Annotated in this window: 19 protein-coding genes; 2 read left to right on the top strand and 17 right to left on the bottom strand. The window is 71.6% G+C overall.

The features are described 5' to 3' along the window. Window positions 1-14 precede the first annotated feature (14 nt). Window positions 15-986 carry a FecCD family ABC transporter permease gene (locus tag EIZ44_RS37650; protein WP_037815296.1) on the top strand — a complete coding sequence of 324 codons (972 nt, stop codon included), beginning with the start codon at window positions 15-17 and terminating at the stop codon, window positions 984-986. A gap of 19 nt (window positions 987-1,005) precedes the next feature. Here the strand turns inward: EIZ44_RS37650 and EIZ44_RS37655 are convergent, their stop codons facing one another. The 11 genes from EIZ44_RS37655 to EIZ44_RS37705 form a co-directional block, all read right to left on the bottom strand. Beyond that, complete coding sequence (locus tag EIZ44_RS37655; protein ID WP_037815297.1) at window positions 1,006-1,659, bottom strand: hypothetical protein; 654 nt, start codon at window positions 1,657-1,659, stop codon at window positions 1,006-1,008. A 174-nt stretch (window positions 1,660-1,833) separates the two neighbouring features. Beyond that, the gene (epsC, locus tag EIZ44_RS37660; protein ID WP_106961303.1) at window positions 1,834-2,343 is read right to left on the bottom strand and encodes a serine O-acetyltransferase EpsC; all 510 of its coding nucleotides are present in this window, start codon (window positions 2,341-2,343) and stop codon (window positions 1,834-1,836) included. A 96-nt stretch (window positions 2,344-2,439) separates the two neighbouring features. Further along, entirely contained in the window at window positions 2,440-3,450 is a 1,011-nt protein-coding gene (locus EIZ44_RS37665) for a pyridoxal-phosphate dependent enzyme (protein WP_167754402.1), read from the bottom strand. 8 nt (window positions 3,451-3,458) lie between these two features. Then, window positions 3,459-6,368, bottom strand: coding sequence for a type I polyketide synthase (locus EIZ44_RS37670; RefSeq protein WP_134733875.1), 2,910 nt, complete (start codon window positions 6,366-6,368; stop codon window positions 3,459-3,461). Continuing rightward, the gene (locus EIZ44_RS37675; RefSeq protein ID WP_134733876.1) at window positions 6,365-7,555 is read right to left on the bottom strand and encodes an NAD(P)/FAD-dependent oxidoreductase; all 1,191 of its coding nucleotides are present in this window, start codon (window positions 7,553-7,555) and stop codon (window positions 6,365-6,367) included. The genes EIZ44_RS37670 and EIZ44_RS37675 overlap by 4 nt, the downstream gene beginning before the upstream one ends. Further along, window positions 7,552-8,301: a thioesterase II family protein gene (locus EIZ44_RS37680; protein WP_134733877.1), complete on the bottom strand. Its 750-nt coding sequence runs from the start codon at window positions 8,299-8,301 to the stop codon at window positions 7,552-7,554. Before EIZ44_RS37680 ends, EIZ44_RS37675 begins: the two co-directional genes overlap by 4 nt. Further along, entirely contained in the window at window positions 8,298-9,944 is a 1,647-nt protein-coding gene (locus tag EIZ44_RS37685; protein WP_134733878.1) for a (2,3-dihydroxybenzoyl)adenylate synthase, read from the bottom strand. The genes EIZ44_RS37680 and EIZ44_RS37685 overlap by 4 nt, the downstream gene beginning before the upstream one ends. Further along, window positions 9,941-10,198, bottom strand: coding sequence for a hypothetical protein (locus EIZ44_RS37690; RefSeq protein WP_051729097.1), 258 nt, complete (start codon window positions 10,196-10,198; stop codon window positions 9,941-9,943). Before EIZ44_RS37690 ends, EIZ44_RS37685 begins: the two co-directional genes overlap by 4 nt. A gap of 100 nt (window positions 10,199-10,298) precedes the next feature. Further along, window positions 10,299-11,246 (bottom strand): ParB N-terminal domain-containing protein, encoded by a 948-nt coding sequence (locus EIZ44_RS37695; protein WP_205673429.1) that lies wholly within the window; start codon window positions 11,244-11,246, stop codon window positions 10,299-10,301. Beyond that, window positions 11,243-12,508: a DegT/DnrJ/EryC1/StrS family aminotransferase gene (locus EIZ44_RS37700; RefSeq protein ID WP_240691525.1), complete on the bottom strand. Its 1,266-nt coding sequence runs from the start codon at window positions 12,506-12,508 to the stop codon at window positions 11,243-11,245. The genes EIZ44_RS37695 and EIZ44_RS37700 overlap by 4 nt, the downstream gene beginning before the upstream one ends. 291 nt (window positions 12,509-12,799) lie before the next feature. Then, window positions 12,800-14,206: an MFS transporter gene (locus EIZ44_RS37705; protein WP_134733880.1), complete on the bottom strand. Its 1,407-nt coding sequence runs from the start codon at window positions 14,204-14,206 to the stop codon at window positions 12,800-12,802. A gap of 65 nt (window positions 14,207-14,271) precedes the next feature. On the opposite strand from EIZ44_RS37705, the gene EIZ44_RS37710 reads away from it, so the two are divergent. Next, entirely contained in the window at window positions 14,272-14,766 is a 495-nt protein-coding gene (locus EIZ44_RS37710) for a CGNR zinc finger domain-containing protein (protein WP_134733881.1), read from the top strand. A gap of 149 nt (window positions 14,767-14,915) precedes the next feature. On the opposite strand, the gene asnB is transcribed toward EIZ44_RS37710, so the two are convergent. The 6 genes from asnB to EIZ44_RS37740 all read right to left on the bottom strand — a co-directional run bounded on the left by asnB (window position 14,916) and on the right by EIZ44_RS37740 (window position 21,916). Then, window positions 14,916-16,745, bottom strand: coding sequence for an asparagine synthase (glutamine-hydrolyzing) (gene asnB, locus EIZ44_RS37715; RefSeq protein ID WP_134733882.1), 1,830 nt, complete (start codon window positions 16,743-16,745; stop codon window positions 14,916-14,918). Between the two features lie 28 nt (window positions 16,746-16,773). After that, complete coding sequence (locus tag EIZ44_RS37720; RefSeq protein WP_240691526.1) at window positions 16,774-17,967, bottom strand: cytochrome P450; 1,194 nt, start codon at window positions 17,965-17,967, stop codon at window positions 16,774-16,776. A 16-nt stretch (window positions 17,968-17,983) separates the two neighbouring features. After that, window positions 17,984-19,216: a multidrug effflux MFS transporter gene (locus EIZ44_RS37725; protein WP_134733883.1), complete on the bottom strand. Its 1,233-nt coding sequence runs from the start codon at window positions 19,214-19,216 to the stop codon at window positions 17,984-17,986. 121 nt (window positions 19,217-19,337) lie between these two features. Then, complete coding sequence (locus EIZ44_RS37730) at window positions 19,338-20,345, bottom strand: helix-turn-helix transcriptional regulator (RefSeq protein WP_134733884.1); 1,008 nt, start codon at window positions 20,343-20,345, stop codon at window positions 19,338-19,340. Window positions 20,346-20,391: 46 nt separating this feature from the next. After that, window positions 20,392-20,697, bottom strand: a complete 306-nt coding sequence (locus EIZ44_RS37735; RefSeq protein WP_037815309.1) for an Rv1322 family protein — start codon at window positions 20,695-20,697, stop codon at window positions 20,392-20,394. A 94-nt stretch (window positions 20,698-20,791) separates the two neighbouring features. After that, complete coding sequence (locus tag EIZ44_RS37740; protein ID WP_134733885.1) at window positions 20,792-21,916, bottom strand: alkaline phosphatase family protein; 1,125 nt, start codon at window positions 21,914-21,916, stop codon at window positions 20,792-20,794. Window positions 21,917-21,938 lie beyond the last annotated feature (22 nt).

A 21,938-nucleotide genomic window follows, 5' to 3' on the forward strand; every position in this document is an offset into this window, starting at 1 on the left:
CACGGCAGTCCACCATGAACCGAACCGCCCGCCTCGTCCTGCCGATCCTCGCCGTCCTCGTCGCCGGTCTTCTCATCGCCGGACTCCTCTACGGCGACTTTCCCCTCTCGCCGTCGTCCGTCCTTCGCGCACTCGCCGGAACCGCCGACCCGCGGGCGAGCTTCTTCGTCCTGGACGTCCGGCTCCCCCGGTCGCTGCTCGCCGTGACGACCGGGGCGGCCTTCGGGCTGGCGGGCGCGATCGTGCAATCCCTGGTCCGCAATCCGCTCGCCAGCCCGGACGTGCTCGGCACGACCTCCGGCGCCGCGACGGCCGCGGTGTCCGCCTTGCTGCTGTTCGGCTGGACCGGGCCTGCCGTGTCGGGGTCGGCGCTGGCCGGCGGGCTGGTCACCACCGGCGCAGTGCATCTGCTGGCCACCGCGCGGGGGCGGAATCTCGTCCTCATCGGCGTGGCGGTCGCGGCCTTGCTGGCCGGCGGGGTGTCTTGGCTGCTCACCGTCGGCGAGGTGACCGAAGCGCAGGCCGCGCTGGTGTGGCTCACCGGGACCCTCGACGGCCGGTCTTGGCCGGAACTGGTGCCGCTGCTGTGGTTCACGATCCCGGCGGCATTGGCCGTGGTGCCGTTCGCGCGGCCGCTGACGCTTCTCGGGCACGGCGACGACCTCGCCCGCTCGCTCGGAGTCGAGGTGGGCCGGACCCGCGTTTTCCTGACGATCGCGGCCACAGTGCTCGCTTCGGCCGCCACGGCGGCGGTGGGGCCGGTTGCCTTCGTGGCACTCACTGCCCCGGCATTGGCCCGGCTGCTGACCGGCCGCCGGGAGCCGTCGCTGGCGGCGTCGGCGTTGCTGGGGTCCGCGTTGCTGATGCTGGCCGACCTGCTCGCGCGTTCGCTGAGTTCGCCCGCCGAAATCCCGGTCGGAGTGGTGACCGGGATCGTCGGCGGGGCGTATCTGCTGTTCTTGCTCGTCGGCCGGGGAATGCGGTGAAGGAATACGGCCGAACTGTTCACACGATGGTTTCGCACTCTTCAATCGACGCCAGCAGGAAATCGCACCCGCCGGCGCAATCGTCGATTCGCAGGGAAACGTTTCCGATCACCCGGGAAAGGTCCGCGGCCATCCGGCGCAGTTCCCGCTCGGCCGAGGCGACGCCGGGACCCGCGCTGAGCTGCCGGATCCAGCTCAAGTCCTGCGCCGCCCAGGAAAGCAGCGCGCGGTCGTCCAGCCTGCCGTCCAGTGCCAGCAGCTGATCCACCCTGGACCGCAGCGCGCGGACCATCAGCGGCTCGACCGGGACCGGGGCAGGTGCGGGCGGGCAGACGTCCCGGGCCGCCAGCGCGGGCCACAGGTTCGCCAGCCGGATTTCCTCGCCCAGCTCAGCGGAAAGGATCGAGGCGACCACCGCGGGCAGCGGATCGCGCGGCGTGACCCCGCGCAGCCAGTGGTAAGGGGCCTTGGCGCTGATCGTGCCCGATCCGAGCCTGCGGTTGATCTCGCGGGCGAGCCGGTCGGGCGACCAGGAAAGCCGCCGCAGGCACGCGCCGAGAACGCCTTTGGCCGCGGGCGAAACCGACGGCCGGGAACCCGGGCGCGGCGAACCGGACGGGGCGGTCCGGCTCGCACGTCCGCGACTGAGCGCGTTGCCTTCCGGGCCGGGCACATGACTTACTCGTATCGGATACCGTGCCTGCACGAAATCCCCCACATCCGCCGGATCGCGACGTCTTGCCTCGATCCTAACGGACTGGCCGCGCCGCGACAATTGACCGGTGCCGGTGAGCTGTCTCACGAATACCGGGAAAATTCCGTCGCGACGGTTTTTTTCGCCGTTCGATTACGCGGTCCGCGGAACAGCGAGCACTTTGCTTCCCGCGGGCACGTCGGAGACCACGAGCGCGGTCGCGCCCACGAACGAATCGTCTCCGACCTCGACCGGGCCGAGCACCGTGGCACCGGCCCCGAAGGTGACCCGGTCGCCGACCGCCGGATGCCGTCGTTCGCCCGCGTCCCTTCTGTTGTCGCGCCACCAGCCGACCGCGCCGAGTGTCACGTGCTGGTACAGCGTCACGTCTTGGCCGACTACCGCGGTCTCCCCGATGATCACCCCGGTGCCGTGGTCGATGAACAACCGGCGGCCGATCACCGCGCCGGGATGGATCTCGACGCCGGTGAGCACCCGCGCGAGATTGGTCAGCAGCCGTGCGGCGATCCGGTGCCCGCGCCGGTAAAGCGCGTGCGCGACGCGATGGATCCAGACCGCGGGCAGCGTGGAATGGGCCAGCGCCTCGGCGAGAGTGTCGATCGACGGATCCCGTTCGACGATCGTGCGGAGGTCTTCGCGCATCCGTGCGAATGCCCCGAGGCGACCGGAATCCGCGGTGGCGCCGGACTCGGCACGACGCGGCGGCGCCGGGCGGACGGACCGGACAGTGACCATCGTTCAGCCCTTCCCTTTCGTCTTTTCCCAGATGTCGACTACTGCGGTGACCTCGTGCGGGCCGTCCGGAAAAATCGTGACGACGACGTCCTCCGGCGGCAGCTTCGCGGCGACCGCGCGGGCGACGAGCCAGTTCGCCGCCGAGGCCGGGCCGATCTCGCGATTCGTCGCGGCACGGAATTCCCGGACCCCGGCGCGGGCCTCGCCCGCACTCACGCTTTCCGTTGCCAGGTCCGGCAATTCGCCCTCCACGAGCGGCTGCCGGTAGCCGTGGCCGAGCCCGGCCCATCCCGGCAGCCCGGACCTCGGCGCGGCCGCCGACCCGTACGGCAGCTCCGCGGCGGTCACCCCGGTGACGACCGGGTCCGCACCCGCCGCGCGCAACGCCCTGGTCACCCCGGCGAGGCAGCCGCCGGAGCCGGTACCGCACACCCACGCGGCCGGGATGAGACCGTCGAGCTGGCCGATGATCTCGCGTCCGGTCACGAATTCGTGCATCGCCACGCACACCGGATCACGATGCGCGTCCAGGAGAATCCACTCCGGTTCGGCTTCCGCGATCTCCCCGGCCAGCGCGATGGCGGCGAGCGGCCCGCCTTCCGGATCGGCCCGCTCGACCCGCAGGCCCGCCCCGTCCGGACCGAGCGACACTTCCTCCGCGAGCACCAGCCGCAGTGGCACGCCGATCAGCGAGCACAGGTGGCTCAGCGCACGGGCCAGCTCCGGCCCGGCCGCGGCGACGAATCGCGGTTCGCCGGGGGAAGCGCCGATCGCCTGGCAGACCAGTGCGTAAGCCACCCGGTCCGCGTCGGATCCGGTCGGGTTCTCGTACTCGTGTTTGGCCAGCACCCGAGCCCCGCCCGCCGGTCCGGGCGCCTCGGCGAGCCGGGTCAGGCCGAGCCCGGCCCGGAAGGCGCGCAGCCGGGGAAACCGGGAAAGCGGGACGCTCTCCCGGAACAGCGAACCGTGCGGCTCGGACAGTGCGGTCCAGTTCGGGAACCGTCGCGTGGACACCACGCTCTTCACTCCTTCGGTTCAGCGGGCACGGTCTTTTCCAGCGCCTCGGCGAACGCGGCCGGGGTAGGCCGCCCCAGCACGTCCGGCAGCGAGACCTCGCGGCCCAGCGCGGCGGCGAGACCGGCGCTCAGCTTCGCGGCGAGCAGCGAATGGCCGCCCAGTTCGAAGAAATCGTCGTGCACGCCGATCGGCCGGTACTGCAGGACGTCCTCCCACACCGCGACGATCCGGCGGAGCAGTTCGGTGTCCGGCGCGGCGAAACTCCGGCTCAACTCGGCCGGCCGGGAAACGGCTTCGTCCGCCGGGACCGCGGCGGGTTCCGGAGCGCCCGGCTGCCGTCCGATCCAGTAGCGCTGCCGGGCGAACGCGTACCCGGGCAACGAGACTGTCTGCCCGGCTCCGTCGTGCACTGCTTCCAGATCGACCGGGCAACCCCGCTGCCAGAGCGCGCCCATCGCGCCCAGCAGCACCTCCAGTTCGGGCCGGTTTTCGTTCGGGCGCGGCATAGTGCGCGCCACCGCGACCCGATCGCCGAGCGTCGCCCGGGCGAGCGTGCCGAGCGTGGCGCCGGGGCCGACTTCCAGCACCAGTCCGCCGCCCGCGCCGGCCAGCGCGGCGGCGAAGCGAACCGGTTTCCTCGCATGCGCCGCCCAATACCCGGGATCGACAGCCTGCTCGTCGGTGAGCAACTCTCCGGTCACCGCGGAGAACACCGGCACCTCGGGCTTGCTGAGCCGCGCGGTGCCGAGGAAATCGGCCAGCCGCGGCACGACCCCGTCCATCATCGCCGAGTGGAAGGCGTGCGAGGTATGCAGCGGCTTGTGCGGAATCCCTTGCCCGGCAAGCACGTCAGCGCATTTCGCGATCGCCTCCGCGGGCCCGCTCAGCACGCACAGCTCCGGTGCGTTGACCGCGGCGACCGTGACCTCACCGGACAGCAGCCCGGCGATGCGCTCCTCAGCCGCGGAAACGGCGAGCATCGCTCCCGGCGGCTGCTCCGCCATCAGCCGCCCCCGCTCCGCGACGAACCGCGCCGCGTCCGGCAGCGACAGCACTCCGGCCAAGCAGGCGGCCACCAGTTCGCCGAGGCTGTGGCCGACCATGGCGTCGGCGCGGCAATCCCAGCGGAGCAGTTGGCGAGCGAGCGCGTAGGAGGTCACGAACAACGCCGGTTGCGCGAGTTCGGTCGCCCGCAGCCGAGCGGGATCGGTGTCCGGCGAGAACATCAGCTCCCGCAGATCGACGCCGAGGCGCGGCGTCAGCTCCCGGACGCATTCGTCGACGGCTTCGGCGAAGCCGGGCAGTTCCCGGTAGAACTCCGCGCCCATCCCGGGGTACTGCGTGCCCTGCCCCGGAAACATCCACACCACCCTGAGCTTGTTCGCCGGAGCCGCGGACGCTGAAGGCGCGAACTCGGCGGACGACTCGGACACCACCACCGCGCGCCGGTACCGCCAGGTTTCCCGGCCGCGCCGCAACGTCGCGGCGGCATCCGCGATGGCAGGCGCGTCCGGCCCCCGAAGCACCGCGGCCAGCTCGCCGGCCATCGTTTCCAGCGCTTCCTTCGTTTTCGCCGACAGCACCAGCACTTGCGGACGGCGCGCCGGCGACGTCCGCTCCGGCCGGGCCGCTTCTTCGAGCAGGACGTGGGCATTGGTCCCGCCGATGCCGAACGCGCTGACCCCGATCCGCCTCGGCAGCCCGCCGGTCTCCCATTCCCCGGCCTCGGTCCGCACCACGAACGGCGTGCTCGCGAAGTCGATCGCCGGATTCGGCTCGGCGAAATGCGCCGTCGGGGCCAGCACCCCGTGCCGCAGCTGGAGAATCGCCTTGATCAGCCCGGCGATCCCGGCCGCGGACTCCAGGTGCCCGACGTTGCCCTTCACCGAGCCGACCGTGCAGAACCCGGTGCGCGAGGCGCCGAACGCCCGGCTCAGCGCGGTGATTTCGATCGGGTCGCCGATCGGGGTCGCGGTGCCGTGCGCCTCGACGGCGGTGATCGTCTCCGGGTCGAAGTCCGCGTCCCGCAGCGCGGCGCGCACCACTGCCTCCTGGCCGGCGGCGCTCGGCGCGGTGAAGCCGACCTTGCCCGCGCCGTCGTTGTTCACCGCCGAACCGGCGAGCACCGCGAGCACCCGGTCCCCGGCCGCGACCGCGTCGTCGAGCCGTTTGAGCACCACGACGCCGACCCCGTTGCCGAACACCGTCCCGGAGGCCGCCGCGTCGAACGGACGGCAGTGCCCGTCCCGCGAGAACACCATGCCGCGTTCCCAGCGGTAGCCGACCCGGTGCGGAACCCGCACGCACACCCCGCCGGCGAGCGCGATCTCGCACTCGCCCGCGCGCAGCGCCCGCACCGCCTCGTGCACCGCGACGAGCGAACCGGAGCACGCGGTCTGCACGCTCACCGCCGGTCCGGTCAGGCCGAGCCGGTGCGCGACCCGGGTGGCGAGATAGTCCTTGTCGTTGTGGATCTGCAGTTCGAAGATCTCCGAGCCGAGCACCACCGGACGCCCGCCCAGCAGGTTCGACATCAGGTACGCGGGCATTCCGGCCGAAGCGAACACCCCGCCGCCGCGCGCGTCGCCCGGCCGGATCCCCGCGTCCTCCATCGCGTGCCACGCGCATTCCAGAAAGACCCGGTGCTGCGGGTCCAGCAGCGCCGCCTCGCGCGCGCCGAAGCCGAAGAAGCGGGCATCGAACAGATCGTGCTCCGGCAGGGTCGCCGCCACCGGCACGTAGTCCGGGTGCGAGATTTCCTCGGCAGGCACGCCTTCCGCGAGCAGTTCGGCTTCGCTGAGCGCAGCGATGGATTCGACCCCGTCGCGAAGGTTGCACCAGAACGCCGCCATGTCGGGTGCGCCGGGGAACCGGCCCGCCATGCCGACGACGGCGATCCGCCGGTCCGCACTCACTGGACGGCGGCCCGGAGGCCGGTCAACGCGTGCCGGGCGATGTCGTGCTCGGTTTTGCCCTGGGAAAGCAGGTCGGCGCAGATCCGGCCGAACAGCGGGACCAGCTTGAACGCCCAGCCGCCCGCGGCGACCACGACGTTCTCGCCGCCGTCGACCAGTCCCTCGGCGGTGCCGAGGTAGAACTGCCGCCGCGGGTCCCCGGGCAGCACCGCGAGGCAGGTGCCGGTGGACACCGGTTCCGGGTCAAGCCACGGCAGGTGCGCCCGGACCCAGTCCGACACCCGTTCGACGTGCGCGGGACGCGGACGGCCGGTGGCGAGATCGGCGTCGGCCAGCGCGTCCACCTCGAAGTCCGGGCCGAGCCGGGCGAGCCCGTCGTTCGCCCACGGATTGGGCGGGAAACCGTAGAACAGGTTGGTGTCCTCGGCGGTCGGCTCCTGGAAGGCGAACCAGAACGGCCTGCGCACGCCGTCGCCGTTGTCGCGCAAGGTCACCAGCGCCATCTCGTAGGTGTGCAGGTCCAGTTCTCCCGCGCCCCACGGCCGGATCAGCTCGTTGACGTGCGCGTTGGCCGCCAGCACCACCTTGTCCGCGCGGTAGGTCGCCCGGTCGCTGCGCACCACGACGCCGTCCGGTCCCGGTTCGACCGCGAGAATCCGTTCCGGCGACTGCATCCGCACGCCGTTCAGGTGGCATTGCTGCACCAGCGCGGCCAGCGTGCCGCGCACGTCGATGGCTCCCCCGCTCGGCTGCAGGAAGCCCTCGAAGTGCGCGGGCAGGTTACGGAATCCGTAGCGGCGCTCGATTTCCTTGCCGGACAACCATTCGTAGGGCACGGACAGCTCGTCCATCGCAGCCGCGGTGTCGGCGATGTGGCCCTCGTTGGTGGGCACGTGGGTGTCGCCGAACCACAGGCTGCCCAGTTCGTGCACGAGAGTGCGCCCGGTGTCGGCTTCCAGTTCCTTCCACAGCGGCGCGGTCGCCAGCGTGAGCCGGAAGATGTCCGGCTGGGTGTACTGCACCCGCCAATGCCGTTCGCCGCCGCTGGATCCGCAGCTCTCGTTCAGGAAGCCGAACCGGTCGGTGACGAGCACGCGCGCGCCGCCGGCCGCGGACCGCCACGCGGCGGACAGCCCGATCGGGCCGCCGCCCGCCACGATCACGTCGAAATGCTTCTCGGCACTCATGCCAGTACGTCCTCTCGTCGAAGAATCCCGGTGATCGCGGCGACCGTCTCCGCCGCCGATTCGCGCAAGTAGAAATGGCCGCCGGGAAAGACCGTCCGGTCGAAACCCGCCCGGCACCACGCGGCCCAGCCGGCGACCTCGTCCGGGCTCACCGCCGGGTCGCCAGCCCCGCAGAAAGCGCTGACCGGCACGGTGATGCCCGCGGTGCCCGGCCGGTAGGTTTCGACCGCCTCGTAGTCGGCGCGGACCAGTGCGGCCACGAACGCGCTGAGCCGCGAATCGGCCCGGATGCCGGAGGATCCGCCGGCGAGCCAGTCCACGAGGTCCAGCACCGCTTCGTCGCCGAAGTCGCGGACTCCCCGGTCGGGCAGCAGCCCGGGCGGGAACTGGCTGGACACTATCAGCCGCCGCGGCACCGGAAAACCGTTCTGCCGCAGCACATTCACCAGTTCATAGCCGACCAGCGCACCCATGCTGTGGCCGAACACGGTGTACGGCGCGTCCAGCGCGTCGGGCAGTGCGCCGGCCACGCCTTCGGCCAGCTCCGCCAGATCGGTCAGCGCGGGCTCGCCGATCCGGTCCTCCCGGCCCGGATACTGCACGATCAGCAGTTCGACCTCCGGCGGAAGCAACTGCCGCCACGGCCGGAACGCCGACGCGCCGCCCCCGGCGTGCGGAAGGCAGAGCAATTGCTGCCGGACCGGGCTTTCCCCGGGAATCCGTTTGATCCACGCGGAACCGGTCATCCTCGCGTCCCGCTCAGCATCGCGGCGTCCCACGACCCGGCCGCGTCCCGGCGCAGGGCGGCTTTGTCGACTTTGCCGGTGCCGGTCAGCGGAAGCGCGTCGAGGACGACGAGGTGCTCGGGGAACTTGTACCGGGCAAGTCCTTGGCCGTCCAGGAACTTCCGGACCTCGCGCAGTCCCGGCCGCTCGGCGCCGGCGGCGGGCACCACGCACAGGCAGACCGTTTCGCCGTGGATCTCGTGCGGCACGGCGACCCCGGCCGCTTGGGCGATCGAGGGATGCCGCAGCGCCATCGCTTCCAGTTCCTCGGCGGAGATTTTCTCGCCGCCGCGGTTGATCACGTCCCGGAGCCGCCCGAGAATCTCCAGGTTGCCGCCGGGATCGACGCGGACGAGGTCGCCGGTGCGGTAGAAGCCGTCCGGCGTGAACGCTTCGGCGGTCGCTTCGGGATTGGCGTAGTACCCGGCGACGGTGTAGGGCCCGCGGGTGAGCAGTTCCCCTTCCTCGCCGGGCTCGACGTCCGAACCGTCGGCGGCGACCACCCGGATCTCGTCCTCGGGCAGCAACGGCCTTCCCTGGGTGTCGCGGATGACGTCGTCCGGGTCGTCCAGGCGGGTGTAGCAGAGCAACCCCTCGCTCATCCCGTAGCACTGCTGAACGGTGCCGCCGAGCGTGGTGCGGAGTTCGTCGGCAGTCCCTGGCGCGAGCCGCGATCCGCCGACCAGCAGCACGCGCAGAGACGACAGATCGCGGCTGGTCCGCTTCGCTTCGGCACTCCAGCGCAGCGCGACCGAGGGCACCAGCGTGCTGTGCGTGACCCGCTCTCGTTCGATGATTTCGAAAGCACCCGAAGGAGATTCGGGCGAACTCATGACCACGGTCGCCCCGACGGACAACGCGCCGAGAATGCCGGGGCAGTTCATGACGAAGCCGTGTTCGGCGGGCATCACGACCAGGTTCACCGCGTCCCGGGTCATCGCGTTCACGGTGATCGCGTGCCGGATCATGCAGCCGTAGCCCTCGTGCGTCCGCGCGATCGCCTTGGGCAGGCCGGTGGTGCCGCCGGAAAGCAGGAACACCGCCGGGTCGGACGGGGCCGCCGCGGGCTTCCACGCGCTCGGCGTTTCGCCGCCGGGTTCGCACAACAGCGCGAGATCGACCTCGTCGCCGGCGGTCTCCCCGCCGCGCACGAGCAGATTTTTCAGCCCCGCATGGCGTTCTCGCAGCCGCCGGGCGACGGTCAGCGCTTCCTTGCGCCGTCCGGTCGCGTCCACCGCCAGCAGCACCGGCCCGGTCACCGCGACGACGTGGTCCAGCTCGTGTTCCCGGAAGGCAGGCAGGATCAGCACCGGCGCGGCGCCGAGTTCCAGCGCCGCCAGCACGAGCACGACGTACTCGGCGCAGTTGGTCAGCGCGACCGCGATCCGATCGCCAGGACGCACGCCCAACCCGGCGAGCCGGTCTCGCGCCACGCCCACCGCGTCGCCGAGTTCCGCGTAGCCGAGGCGGCGCGCACCGTCGACCACAGCGCACCGGCCTGCCGCTTCGGCGAACTGCCGGCGGATCGGCGTCACCACGAGTTCGTCTTTCCACAGCCCGGATTCCCGGTACCGCCGCGCGCGTTCTCCGGTCACCCCGGTCATCGGGGCACCGCCGCACCGGCCAGTTCGGCGAGCCGGCCGAGGGTGTAGTCCTCGGTGTCCCACAGGTTCACCGCGAGCCCGAACCGGGCGGTGAGCTCCAGTTGCAGGTCGGTCGTCTCGACCGAGCTGAGCGCGAGGTCCGCGCGGAGCCGGGTCGAGGAGTCCGCCTCGGCCAGGGTTTCGGCGTCGATGCCGATTTCGGTCAGCAGGTCGAAGATCTCTTCCGCGGCCGGGGCCGGGTGCGAGGATGGCACAGCTCTCCATACCTTTCACGGTCTTGTCCCGCGTCCGGGCGCGCGGGAGTTCGGAAGCGGCCGTCCGGGGTTTTCCGGACGGCGGGGCACAGCAAGGCATTCAGTGCGGATCCGGCAGCGCCGCGCGGATCTGCTCGGCGAGCCCGGACAGGTCCCGCGCGTAGGCCTCGGCCATCGCGGCCACGGCGGGCAGGCAGTGCGGCGGCACCGCGCCGAGGATGTCCGACCGGCGCCCGAGCGCCTGTCCGGTCAGGTTGAGCAGGTGCAGCAGCACTCGCCCGGGTTCGCTCGAACGCAGCGCCGGGTCCGTGCGGAGCTGGCGCAACAACAGCGCCGCATCCACCCGCGGCGGCGCTTCCGGCACGGTCTCGGCGCGCGGACGCCGCTGGTCCGGCACCGGATCCTGGCCGGAATCCAGCCGCCGCCGCACGTCGTGCGCGGTGCCGAGCGAGATCCCGGCGCGGCGGGCGACCTCGCGCAGGGACAGGCCGGGCTCCTCGGCCAGCAGCGCGCCGGCCTGGCGGCGTCCCTCGGCCGCGACGGACGGGCGCGCCCGTCCGTCGCGGCCGACCCGCGCGGTGTTCGACCCCGGAATTTCCGCGGTCGAACGCCGCAGCGCGCCCACCGTTTTGTCCGAGAGCCCGGCCAGATCCGCTACCACGTGGTCCGACCAGCCCGGGAATTCCCGCACGATCCGCACCGCCGCGGCCCGCCTGCTCTCCAGTGACAGCGGAAGGCCGTGCGCGACGTTCGACCGCACCGCGTAGAGGAAACACTCGGATTCGGTGCCTTCGCACAGCACCGCGCGGATCCGCTCGTCCTCGCGCAGCACCGCCGCCCGCACGCGGTGTTCGCCGTCGATCACGCGCAACGTGTCGCGCTGCACGACGATCGGCGGCAGCACCGCGGGATCGCGGCCGGTCAGCATCCGGACGTGTTCGGCGACCGGGCCGTCCACCCGCGGCGAACCGCCGAGCACGAGGTTCCGCACCGGCAGCGAAACCGGAGCGCCGGACAGCACCGCGCCGGGCGTCGCGAAGCCGATCACGAGCCGCTCGCCCGCGCCCCGGCCGCCACCAGCATCGCCGGGGCAGGCCCGTTGAGGTCGGCGAGCACCCGGTCCAGCGTGTCGACCAGATAGTCGACCTGCGCCAGGCGCAGCCCCGGATGGCACGGCAGGTTGATCAGCGAGCTGAACCACAATCGTTCCGCCACCGGGCATTCGCCCGGCCCGTGCCCGCGGTGGCGCCATTCCGGGAGCAAATGCTGCGGGAAATAGCGGAGCTGGATCTCCACTCCGCCGCGGTCGAGCGCGAGCACCATTTCCTCGCGCAGTTCGGCGGTTTCCGCGAAGCAGGTGTAGAGGTGGTAGGCGTGCGTGCTGCCCGCCGGGGCGGATTGCGGGGTGACGAACGAATATCCGTCGATCACCTCGTCCAGCCGCGAGGCGATCGCCCGGCGCAGCGCGGCCAATTCCGGCAACCGCGCGAGCTGCACCACCCCGACCGCGGCGGCGGCCTCGGACATGGTCGCGTTCGTGCCGCTGCGGCGGATCCGGTGCACCGTGTCGCGGTATACGCCTTCGGAGTACTTCATCCACGGCAGCAGCAGCGGTTCGTCCTCGCCGGGCAGCGCCGAGGTGCTGAGGTGGCCGTCGTAGTCGTTGCCGCGCAACCGCCGCAGCCGGTGCGCCCAGACCTCGTTGTCGCAGGTGATCATGCCGCCCTCGCCGAGGGTGGTGATGTTCTTGGAGTTCTGGAAGCTGAAGCAGCCGAGGTCGGCCAGCCCGCCCGGCGCCCGCCCGCGGTAGCCGGCGCCGAGCGCGTGCGCGCAGTCCTCGACGACGAGCACCCCGTGCGCACGGGCGATCCGCATGATCGCGTCCATGTCCGCGGGACAGCCGCCGTAGTGCACCAGCAGCAAAGCCTTGGTGCGCGGGGTGATCAGCGCCTCGAACGACGCCGGGTCGACGGTGAGCGAACCCGGGTCGACGTCGCAGAACCGGACCCGCACGCGGTGGTCGAGCAGCGGCTGGACGGTGGCCTGGTAGGTCTGCGGGGTCGCGATGACCTCGTCGCCCGGCTCGAGATCGAGCATCTCGACCGCGAGCTGCACCGCGACCGTGCCGCTGGTGACCGAGACCGCGTGCCGGGCCCCGACCGTCGCGGCGAACTGCCGCTCGAACCGCCCGCGGTGCTCGCCCATGGACAAAGTGGACTCGCTGGTGACCAGCTCGACCAGCGCGTCAGCCTCGGGCGAGGCCAGCACGCTGCCGCGCAAAGGACAGGGAACGATGAATTTTCTGGACACGGCCGAACACATCTCCCCAGTTCAGGTCGAATGCCATCCGCCTCATTCAAGCATCGCGGACGAACCCGCTGGAAGTGTTTTGTCCCGACCGGGAATGTCAACCGGGTAAAGCTGTTTTACCGACCCAAGTTCCTTGCGCGGCACGGCGCGGACTGCTATCGACTGGTGAACTTGTCACCTCGCCCGTACGCTGAATGTACATTGTGGACAGACGTTTTTGGCAAGGCCGAACAATAGCAATCGTCCCCCGTTTCCAGCTTCCTCCTTTCAGGTGACGAAACAGCGGTCAATTCATTCCTGAGCGTTGCCCCCGGAGCCATCCCGAAGCAGCCAGCCGCCCGTGAGTCCGCTCACTGCCGCGAGCACGCCGCACACCAGCAACACCAGCAACACCCCGTGCGTCGCCCCGGCACTCCCCTCGCCGCGGGTCGCGTAAACCGCGCCGGACACCGCGATCCCGAGCGCCAGCCCGAGCTGCCGGGAGCTGTTCGCGGCTGCGCCCGCTGTGCCGCCGTACTCCGCGGGGACCGAGGCGATCGCCACCGCGGGGAAGACCGGCGACACGATGCCCGCGCCGATTCCGGTCAGGACCAACGCCGGCAGCAAGGCGATCCAGGTCGGGCTGAGCAGCACCGCGACCGCGGTCAAGCAGCCGAAGCCGATCAGCATCGTCGCGCCGCCCAGCACCCGGCCCGGCGACCTGGCGTGCAACCGTCCGCTGATCAGCGCCGACACCGCGACGAACACCACCACCTGCAGCGCCAGCACCGCCGACGTCGCCGCCGAACTGAGGCCGGTCCCGTTCTGCAGCCACAGCGAAATCACCGGCAGCGCACCGAATCCGGCGAAGTAGTAGCTGAACGCGACGAGCAAAACGCCGAGGAACCGGCGCGTCGCGAACAAGGCGGTCGGCACCATGGGTGCACTGCTGCGCCGTTCGACGACCACAAACGCTCCGATGGCGGCCGCCGTGACCAGGTACCCGATCACCGCACCGGCGGAGGCCCATCCGCGATCGCCGCCGGTGATGACGGAATAGGTGAGGCCCGTCGCGGCGAGCGAGAACGTGGCGATGCCCGGGTAGTCGACGGCGCGGCCGCGCGCTCGCGGCCCCTCCTTCAACGACGTCGCCGCCATGACGATCGCGACCGCGCAGATGGGCAGGGAAACGAAGAAAATCCAGCGCCAGCCGAGCACCTGCGCGAGCACGCCGCCGGAGAAGGTGCCCACCGCGCTGGCCACTCCGGCGACCGTTCCCCAGACCGCGAACGCACGGGCGCGGTCCCGGCCCTCGTAGGTCAGCCCGACCAGCGGCAGGATCGTCGCGAACATCGCCGCGCCCGCGACGCCCTGCACGACCCGCGCGGCGATCAGCTCGCCGGGCGTTCCGGACAGGCCGCAGGCGAGCGTCGCGACGGAGAACAGGACCAGTCCGGCGAGGTAGACGCGCTTGCGGCCGAGGAGATCGCTCAGCGAGCCGAAGCCCAGCAGCAGACCGGCGAGCGCGACCGTGAAGACGTCCACGATCCATTGCAGCTGCCCGTATCCCGCGCCGAGCTCGGCTCCGATCGCGGGCAGCGCGACGGTGACGATGCTGGTGTAGATCAGCAGCAGGAACGTGCCGACGCACGCGGCGATCAGCGGAACCCAGGACGGCGCGGCCACCGCGGGTTCGGCGCGACTCGTCAAGTGAGGCATACCTAAGATCGTGGTGTAATAGGCTTATGCCGCATAACTCTTACTACCGGAGTTTCCTCAAGTTTGTGACCGGCCTCACCAACGATCGCCCGGCGGACGTCGCTGACCTGGTCGGACGCTGGGACGAGCCGGAGATGGGCCCGGTCCCGCCCGTCTCCGACGAGGACTTCCCGGAGGTGAGCGCCTTCCTGGACCGGTGGGTCGAGGTCATCGACTCGACCGGCGAAGCGGACCGGGTCCGGTTGCTGAACGCCCTGCTGGCCGAGGCCGCCGCCTACCCGAGGATCACCGAGCACGACGGATACAGCTGGCATCTGCACTACCAGGACGACGGGATGCGCCTGCCCGCGGTATTGCGCGGGGTGACTTCCGTGGCGGCGGCCCAGTACCTGACCTCGACCAGCCTGCACCGTCTCGGCCGCTGCGCCGCGGCGGAATGCCGCCGAGCGTTCGTCGACTTCACCCGCAGCGGGACGCAGCGGTACTGCACCCACGCGTGCGTCAACCGCGACGCGGTCCGGAGGCACCGGGCGCGCCGGAAGGAAATGCTTTCGCGGTAAGGGGTTTCCGTTGCCAACGCCCGTCCGGCCACCGGGGTCGAGGTCCGCGCGCCGCGGACTCGCCGCGACCGGAGCGGCCTCGGCCGAGGCAACCGGATGTCGGCGCACAGCGCGGCCGCGCGGCAGTCCGGCGGCAGCGATTTCCGGGTTCACAGCGCCAGATCGTGGTCGGCGAGCCAGGAGTCCAGTTGCACCATGAACTCCAGCCCGGACCGGGCCGGCCAGCCGTTCGCGGACCCGAGCCGGGCCGTCGCGCCGCCGTCGATCAGCGCGTGCACGGGGGTGCCGGGAGAACCCGCGAGCCGCGCGAACTCGGCGCGCAGTGCCGCGTCGTATCCCGGGTCGTGCGTGATCGGGTACGCGCTCTTCTTGCGGTTCGCCACCGGTTCGGGGAGCAGGTCGCCCGCCGCCGCCCGCAGCAGGCTCTTTTCCTTGCCGTCGAAGAACTTCATCCGCCACGGCACGTTGAACAGGTAGTCGACCAGCCGGTGGTCGCAGAACGGCACCCGCACCTCGAGGCCGACCGCCATGCTCATCCGGTCCTTGCGGTCCAGCAGCATCGGCACGAACCTGGTCACCGCGAGGTAGCCGACCTCGCGGATCCGCCGCGCCTCGGCGTCCTCGCCGGGCAGCACCGGCACCTCCGCCAGCGCCTCGGCGTACCGCTGAGCGCGGTAGCCCTCGACGTCCAGGTCCGCGAGCAGCCCGGGATCCAGCAGCCCGGACAGCGCCGGGAGCAGGTCGTACCCGGCGGCCACCCACGGGAAAGTGTCCGCGTCGCGCAGCTCCGGCACGTGGAACCACGGGTAGCCGCCGAACAGTTCGTCCGCGGCTTCCCCGGACAGCGCCACCGTCGACCGTTCCCGGACCGCGCGAAACAGCAGGTACAGCGAGGCGAACGCGTCGCCGAGCAGCGCCGCGGGCACGTCGTGCGCCTTCGGGACCACGGCTCGGGTCGAGGAAGCGGAGAGTTCGCCGAGCCCGAGCACCAGGTTCGTGTGCTCGGCCGCGACGTGCCGCGCCATTTCCGCGGCGAACGGCGCGTCCGGCGATTCGTGCACCAGGCTGGCGGCGAAATCCCGTTCGTTGCCCGCGAAATCGACCGAGAACGACCGGACCGGACCGGTGCCTTGAGCGGCGAGCGAGCGCGCCACCAGCGCCGTCACCACGCTGGAGTCGAGGCCGCCGGAAAGCAGGGTGCACAGGGGGACGTCGGCGACCAGCTGGCGTTCCACGATGTCCTCGAGCAACGCGCGGACAGTCCGCACGGTGGTGTGCAGATCGTCCGGATGCTCGCGTGCCTCCAACGCCCAGTACCGCTCGATTCGCCTGCCCTCGCGGCCGAAGACCAGCAGGTGTCCCGGCCGCAGTTCCCGCATGCCGCGGAAGATCGCGTGCTCCGGGGTTTTGACCCCGGCCAGCAGCTCGCGCAGCCCGTCCCGGTCCACCACCGGCGCCACGTCGGGATGCGCGAGGATCGCCTTCGCCTCCAAACCGAACAGCAGCCCGCGGCCTGCCGGGCAGTAGTAGAGCGGTTTGATCCCGAGCCGGTCGCGCACGAGCACCAGCCGCTCGCTGCGGGCGTCCCAGATCGCGAACGCGAACATCCCGTTCAGCCGCCGCGCCATCCCGGTGCCCCACTGCAGGTACGCGTGCAGCACCACTTCAGTGTCGCTGGAGGTCCGGAACCGGTGGCCGAGCGCGGTGAGTTCCGCGCGCAGCTCGCGGTAGTTGTAGACCTCGCCGCTGTAGGCGATCGTCAGCACCGTGGCGCCGAGGTGCTCCAGCGTCATCGGCTGGCTGCCGCCCGCCGGGTCGATCACCGACAGCCTGCGGTGGCCGAAAGCCACGTGCTCGTCGAACCAGCAGCCGTGCGCGTCCGGGCCCCGGCACGCCATCGCCTCGGTCATGTCCTGGAGCACCTGTGGTTCCCGGCCGGGAAACCGTTCGAAATCCGCGCACCCCGCGATGCCGCACATCGGATCTTCGCCTCCTCTACGCCTGGATTCACCAGGTCACCGGGAATTCGTGGATGCCGTAGATCTCGGCATCGGTTTTGAACCGCAGCCGCCGCACGGGCGCCGCGGCGCGCAGGCCGGGCAACCGGGTCGCCAGCGCGGTGTAGACGATGTCCAGCTCCGCCCTCGCCAGATGCTGGCCGAGGCACTGGTGCGGGCCGTGCCCGAACGCCAGGTGGTCGCGAGCGCCGCGGCGGGAGCCGGGGAACACCGCCGGATCGTGATCAGCCGCGTTGCACAGCAGTACGACCACCTCCCCCGCGGCGATCCGTACGCCGTCGAGACGCACGTCCTCGGTGGCCACCCGGGTCGGGATGAACTCCGCGATCGTGAAGCGGCGCAGCAATTCCTCCACGAGCAGCGGGGCGCGTGCCGGGTCCGCGCGCAGCGCCGCCGCCAGCATCGGCCGTTCGGCCAGCTTCAGCGCGCCGAGCGAAATCATGTTCGCCGTCGTCTCGTGTCCGGCGACGAGCAGCAGGAAAGCCATCCGCACCAAGGCCGTCCGCCGGTATTCGCCGTCCTCGCGGCCCTTCCGGATCTGGCGGCCGAGCAGATCGTCGGGCGGGGCCGCTTCCTTTTCGACGATCAGCGTTTCCAGCGCGGCCAGCAGTTCGTCGATCGCCCGCAACCGCTGCGGCGCGGTGGCGGTGCGCAGCAGCATCGTGGTGGAGCGGGTCTGGAAGAAGTCGTGGTCGGAGTAGGGCACCCCGAGCTGTTCGCAGATCACCCGGGAGGGCACCGGCAACGCGAGCGCGCGGACCAGGTCCGCGGGTTTCGGGCCGGCCAGCAGGGCGTCGAGGCATTCGTGCACGACGCGTTCGATCCGCGGCCGCATCCGCCGGACCCGGCGGACGGTGAACTCGCCCGCCACCGCGGATCTGGCGGCGCGGTGCTCGGCACCGTCCATGGAGATCATCGTGCGGCGGAAGGCGCCCGGCTGGCCGTCCACGGGAAAGGGGAAACCCTGCCGTTGCCGGTCGGCGCTGAACCGGTCGTCGGCGAGCACGGCGCGGATGCCGCGGTGCCCGGCCACTGCCCACACCGGCATCCCGGACGGCAGCCGCATCCGCACCGGGCGGGCCGCGTCCCGCACCCGCACGTGCTGCGCGTTGGGCCGGTAGGGGCAGGCCCGGGCGAGCTCCAGTTCGGGAGCCGCGGTCAGTTCGTCTTCCGGAACGGGCACGGGAATCTCCTTTCGCTCATGCGGTTTCGGGCTCGCCGTTCCCTTCCCTCGGGCGCGCGAGCACGAACAGGGCAACTGCCGCCACGAGCGCGAAACCCAGCACCGCGACGGCGGTGGACAGCGCGGTGGTGGCTCCGGCCGCGCCGGGCAGCGGGGCCGCCGCCGCGCCGATCAGGAACTGCGCGCCGCCGATCAGGCCGGAGGCCGCGCCGGGGGCGTCTCCGCCGATCGCGAGGATGATCGTCGTCGAAGCGGGCAGCACGATGCCGAATCCGAAGGTCGCGCCGAACAGGCAGATCCAGGTCGTGGGCACCGTGCTGACGCCGGCGAGAAGCAGCAGCACGAGCGTGCCCGTCGCGAGCGCCATCACGAGCACGCCGATCGTGAGCAGGGTGTTCAGCCGCACGCGTCCGGCGAGCCGGGCGAACAGCGCGCCGGCCACGACGGTGCCGGCCGCGTTCGTCGCGAAAACGAGGCTGTAGACGGCGGGCGACAAGCCGTAGCCGTCCTGGAAGACGAACGGCGAGCCGCTGATGTAAGCGAACAACGCGCCGATCCCGCAGCCGGCCACGAGGAGATGCCCGACCAGCGCGCGCCGCCGGAGCAGCCGGCCCATCGCGGCGGCTGCCCGCCGGGAGCCGCCGGGCAGCCGCCGGTGCGCGGGCAGCGATTCCGGCACCCAGGAGCCGACCCCGGCCAGGAGCAGCATCCCGGTCACGGCGAGCACCGCGAACACCAGCCGCCAGGAACCCAGCCCGACGACCGCCCCGCCGAGAACCGGGGCCAGCACCGGCGCGGTCGACCCGATCACGCTCAGCGCGGTCAGCCTGCGAGCCGCGCCCGCGCCGGTGAACAGATCGCTGATCACCGCCCGTCCGAGCACGATCCCAGCGCCGCCCGCCACCCCCTGGCACAGCCGGGCGAGGTCGAACACCGCGAGGTTCGGGGCGAGCGCGCACACCACGGAAAAGATCGCGAACAACGCGGCGCCGGCGAGCAGCAGCCGACGGCGGCCGAGCGTGTCGCTGACCGGGCCGAGCACGAGCTGCCCCGCCGCGAATCCGACGAGACACGAGGTGAGCGAGAACTGCACCGCCGCGGTGGTGGTCCCGAACGAGGAGACGATCTGCGGGAATCCCGGTGCGTACATGTCGACCGCGAACGGCGACACCGCGGAAAGACCGCCGAGGACGAGGACAAGCCGTCCGGTTCCGGTACGCGGGGTCGCGGTGTCGATGCCGCCGTTCATGAGCCTCCACTCCATCCGAGCCACAACGCGGCCGGCGAGCGACCGCTGCCGTCATCGTCGGCGGCTCGGCGCGGTCGTGGTGTGGAGCGCGAGGCTCAGTGCTGTGGAGATCGTTGCGGCGTCAGGTCCGGTCGCGCCGGAACCGGGCGGGCGAACTCCCGCGGTCCCGGCGGAAGGCGTACCCGAAGTTGCTCGCCGACGCGTACCCGACCTCGGACGCGATCCGCGCGACCGGCCAGTCCGTCTCCACCAGCAGGGCCGCCGCCCGGTCGAGGCAGCGACGCCGGTGGTGCTCCATCACCGGAATCCCGTACAGGGACCGGAATCCGGTGGTGAGCCGACGCACCGACATCGCGGATGCCCTGGCCAGCTGAGCCAGCGTCGGCGGGTCGTGGCGCTGCTGCCACAACAGGTCGGGGACACGGCGCAGAGCGGCCGCCTCGTGGTCTTCCAGCTCGGGTTCGCCGGTTTCGGCGGGCGTGGCTCCCAGCCCGTCGGCCAGTGCGGCGAGCGCGGCCATCAGCCGGGATTCCAGGAACAGCAGGCGGCCCGCGGAACCCCGGCGATGCACGAAGATCTCCCGCAGCGGATCGGCGGCGGGCAGCAACGCCGTCGAGCGGCCCAGATACCGCTCGCGGGCGAGGTGTTCCGGCCCGATCGCGGGCAGCGAGTACGCGCCGAGGTCCTGGAGGTAGGACTCCAGCCCGGTCCAGGTCCCGGTCACCGAGACCGCGCGATAACGTTCCCCCGCCTCGTATTCGACCATTCCTTCGAGAGCGCTGCGGGAACTCAGCGACACCGCGCTGGCGCGCATCTCGCCGATGCCGGCGCCGGACTCGCGGATGCGCATCCGCCCGCCGAGGCAGTGCTCCAGCTCGAAATGGTCGCCGGGGAACCGGTATTCGACCCGGTGCGTCCCGGAGAACTCGACGTCGTAGCGGACGAGCGACAGTCCGCGGCGCAGCGTCGTGACCTCGATCGCGCCGTCGCCGAACTCCGGCCGCAGCCGGTGCCGGACCGTCCCGTCGGGCCCTGGTTCGGCGCACGCGATCGACGACAGGTAGGCCGCGTGGCTGTCCTCGGCCGCGGCGGAGCCGGTCGGACCGCAGATCTGGTGAGACTGGATCACGACAAGCAAGGGTAGCCTTACTCGCTGGCTCGTGTCGCTTTCCCGTTCACCATCGCCGGTTCGGCCGCCGCCGTGCCCGGGCCTCCCAGCAGGGCCGATGCCAATGTCTGCGATCCGCGACGCCGCCGGTCTCGTCGGCGGGCCACACGACCAGGTGCGGGACGCCCGGGCGGATCTCGTGGTCGCAACCGGGACAGCGGTAGGTCTTGGCGGCCTGCGAGCCGGGGACCGTGCGCACCAGCCAGTCGCCGTCGGGGGCGGATTCGCTGCGGGCCCAGCCGCTGACCGCACCGGCATCCGGCCGCTCGACGGGACCGGGACGGCCTCGGCCGGGTCGATTGCGTCTGGGCACGCAGCCACGGTAACCGGACGTCGGGACGGTTCGGCCACACACCCCGAGCCGCACCCGCCGACGCCGCGGAAGGTGCGTGAACTCCGGCAGGGGGTCAGCCTCGGGCGATCGCCAGTGGGACGAGTTGCTCCGCCGACGTCAGCGAGCCGTGCTGGCCGACCAGGTTCGATTCCACGGCCTCGGCGAGTTCGCGAACCATGCCGAAGGTTCCCGTCGCCGCGGCAACGACGTCGCCGATCCGCGGACGCACCCGATCGCTCACCGCGGCGCCGAACCAGCCTGCCGCGATCGCCTCCTCGCGCGGCAACACCCAGGCCCGCTGACCGAGGACCTCGCGCCACGCGGCCACCACATCCGCCGTCGCGCCAGGTTCGGTGTAGACGTGCCGCGCGCGGACCTCGCCGCCGAACGCGCGGACGCCTGCCAACAGCTCCGGAGTGTCTTCCAGGTTCAGTTTCTCCTCGACGGTCACCATTCCGTGGTCCGCCACCACCGCCAGCACGGCACCCGGGGGCAGTCCGTCCACAATGGACTCCACCAGCCGGTCGACGTGCCGGAGCTGCATCCGCCACGCGGTCGAGCCGGGGCCGTAAAGGTGGCCTAGCAGGTCCAATTCGCTGTGGTAGGCATAGCAAAACGCGCGCGACGAGAGGATGTCCAGGGTTCGCGCGGCCAGATCGCCCAGCGCGTGTACGCCTGCGTATCGGGCACCGCTTTGCGTTGCTTGCGTCAGGGCCGTATTGGCGAAATGTGCCGAGGACACCACCGCGGCCTCGATCCCCGCGGCGGCGGCGCGTTCGAAGGTCGTCGGGAGGGGTTGGACTTCGCGGGGCGGCAGGGCGCCTCGGAGGTCGCTGCCGTCGTCGTGGGAGCGCCAGCGCAGGGCGTTCAGGACGCCGGTTCCCGGGATCTCGAAGGTGTAGCCGACCATGCCGTGCTCGCCCGACGCCAGACCGGTGCCGATCGCGGCGACGCCGGCGGCGGTGGTTGACGGGAAGCCGACTCGCAGGGGGCTGCTGGCGAGTTCGGTGAGGACGGGGGCGTCGGCAGCGTGCTGGGCGAGCAGTTCCCAGCCGAGGCCGTCGATGAGGAGCACGCACGCGCTGCGGGCTTCGGGCAGCGCCAGGCCGCCGTCCTCGCCAGGCACGCCCAGCGCGCCGAGCAGGGCGGGAACGACCTGGCCGAGGTGCGGAACATCCGCGTACTGAGGCACATCCACCCGGACAGCTTCCCACCAACGC

The organism is Amycolatopsis nivea, from assembly GCF_004522235.1.
Classification (GTDB): domain Bacteria; phylum Actinomycetota; class Actinomycetes; order Mycobacteriales; family Pseudonocardiaceae; genus Amycolatopsis; species Amycolatopsis nivea.

Excerpts from the sequence above, each read along its gene's own strand:
- EIZ44_RS37680 (WP_134733877.1), bottom strand. The coding sequence starts at position 8,301 with ATGACCGGTTCCGCGTGGATCAAACGGATTCCCGGGGAAAGCCCGGTC.
- EIZ44_RS37725 (WP_134733883.1), bottom strand. The coding sequence starts at position 19,216 with ATGAACGGCGGCATCGACACCGCGACCCCGCGTACCGGAACCGGACGG.
- EIZ44_RS37650 (WP_037815296.1), top strand. The coding sequence starts at position 15 with ATGAACCGAACCGCCCGCCTCGTCCTGCCGATCCTCGCCGTCCTCGTC.
- EIZ44_RS37705 (WP_134733880.1), bottom strand. The coding sequence starts at position 14,206 with ATGCCTCACTTGACGAGTCGCGCCGAACCCGCGGTGGCCGCGCCGTCC.
- EIZ44_RS37675 (WP_134733876.1), bottom strand. The coding sequence starts at position 7,555 with ATGAGTGCCGAGAAGCATTTCGACGTGATCGTGGCGGGCGGCGGCCCG.
- epsC (WP_106961303.1), bottom strand. The coding sequence starts at position 2,343 with ATGCGCGAAGACCTCCGCACGATCGTCGAACGGGATCCGTCGATCGAC.
- asnB (WP_134733882.1), bottom strand. The coding sequence starts at position 16,745 with ATGTGCGGCATCGCGGGGTGCGCGGATTTCGAACGGTTTCCCGGCCGG.
- EIZ44_RS37685 (WP_134733878.1), bottom strand. The coding sequence starts at position 9,944 with ATGACCGGGGTGACCGGAGAACGCGCGCGGCGGTACCGGGAATCCGGG.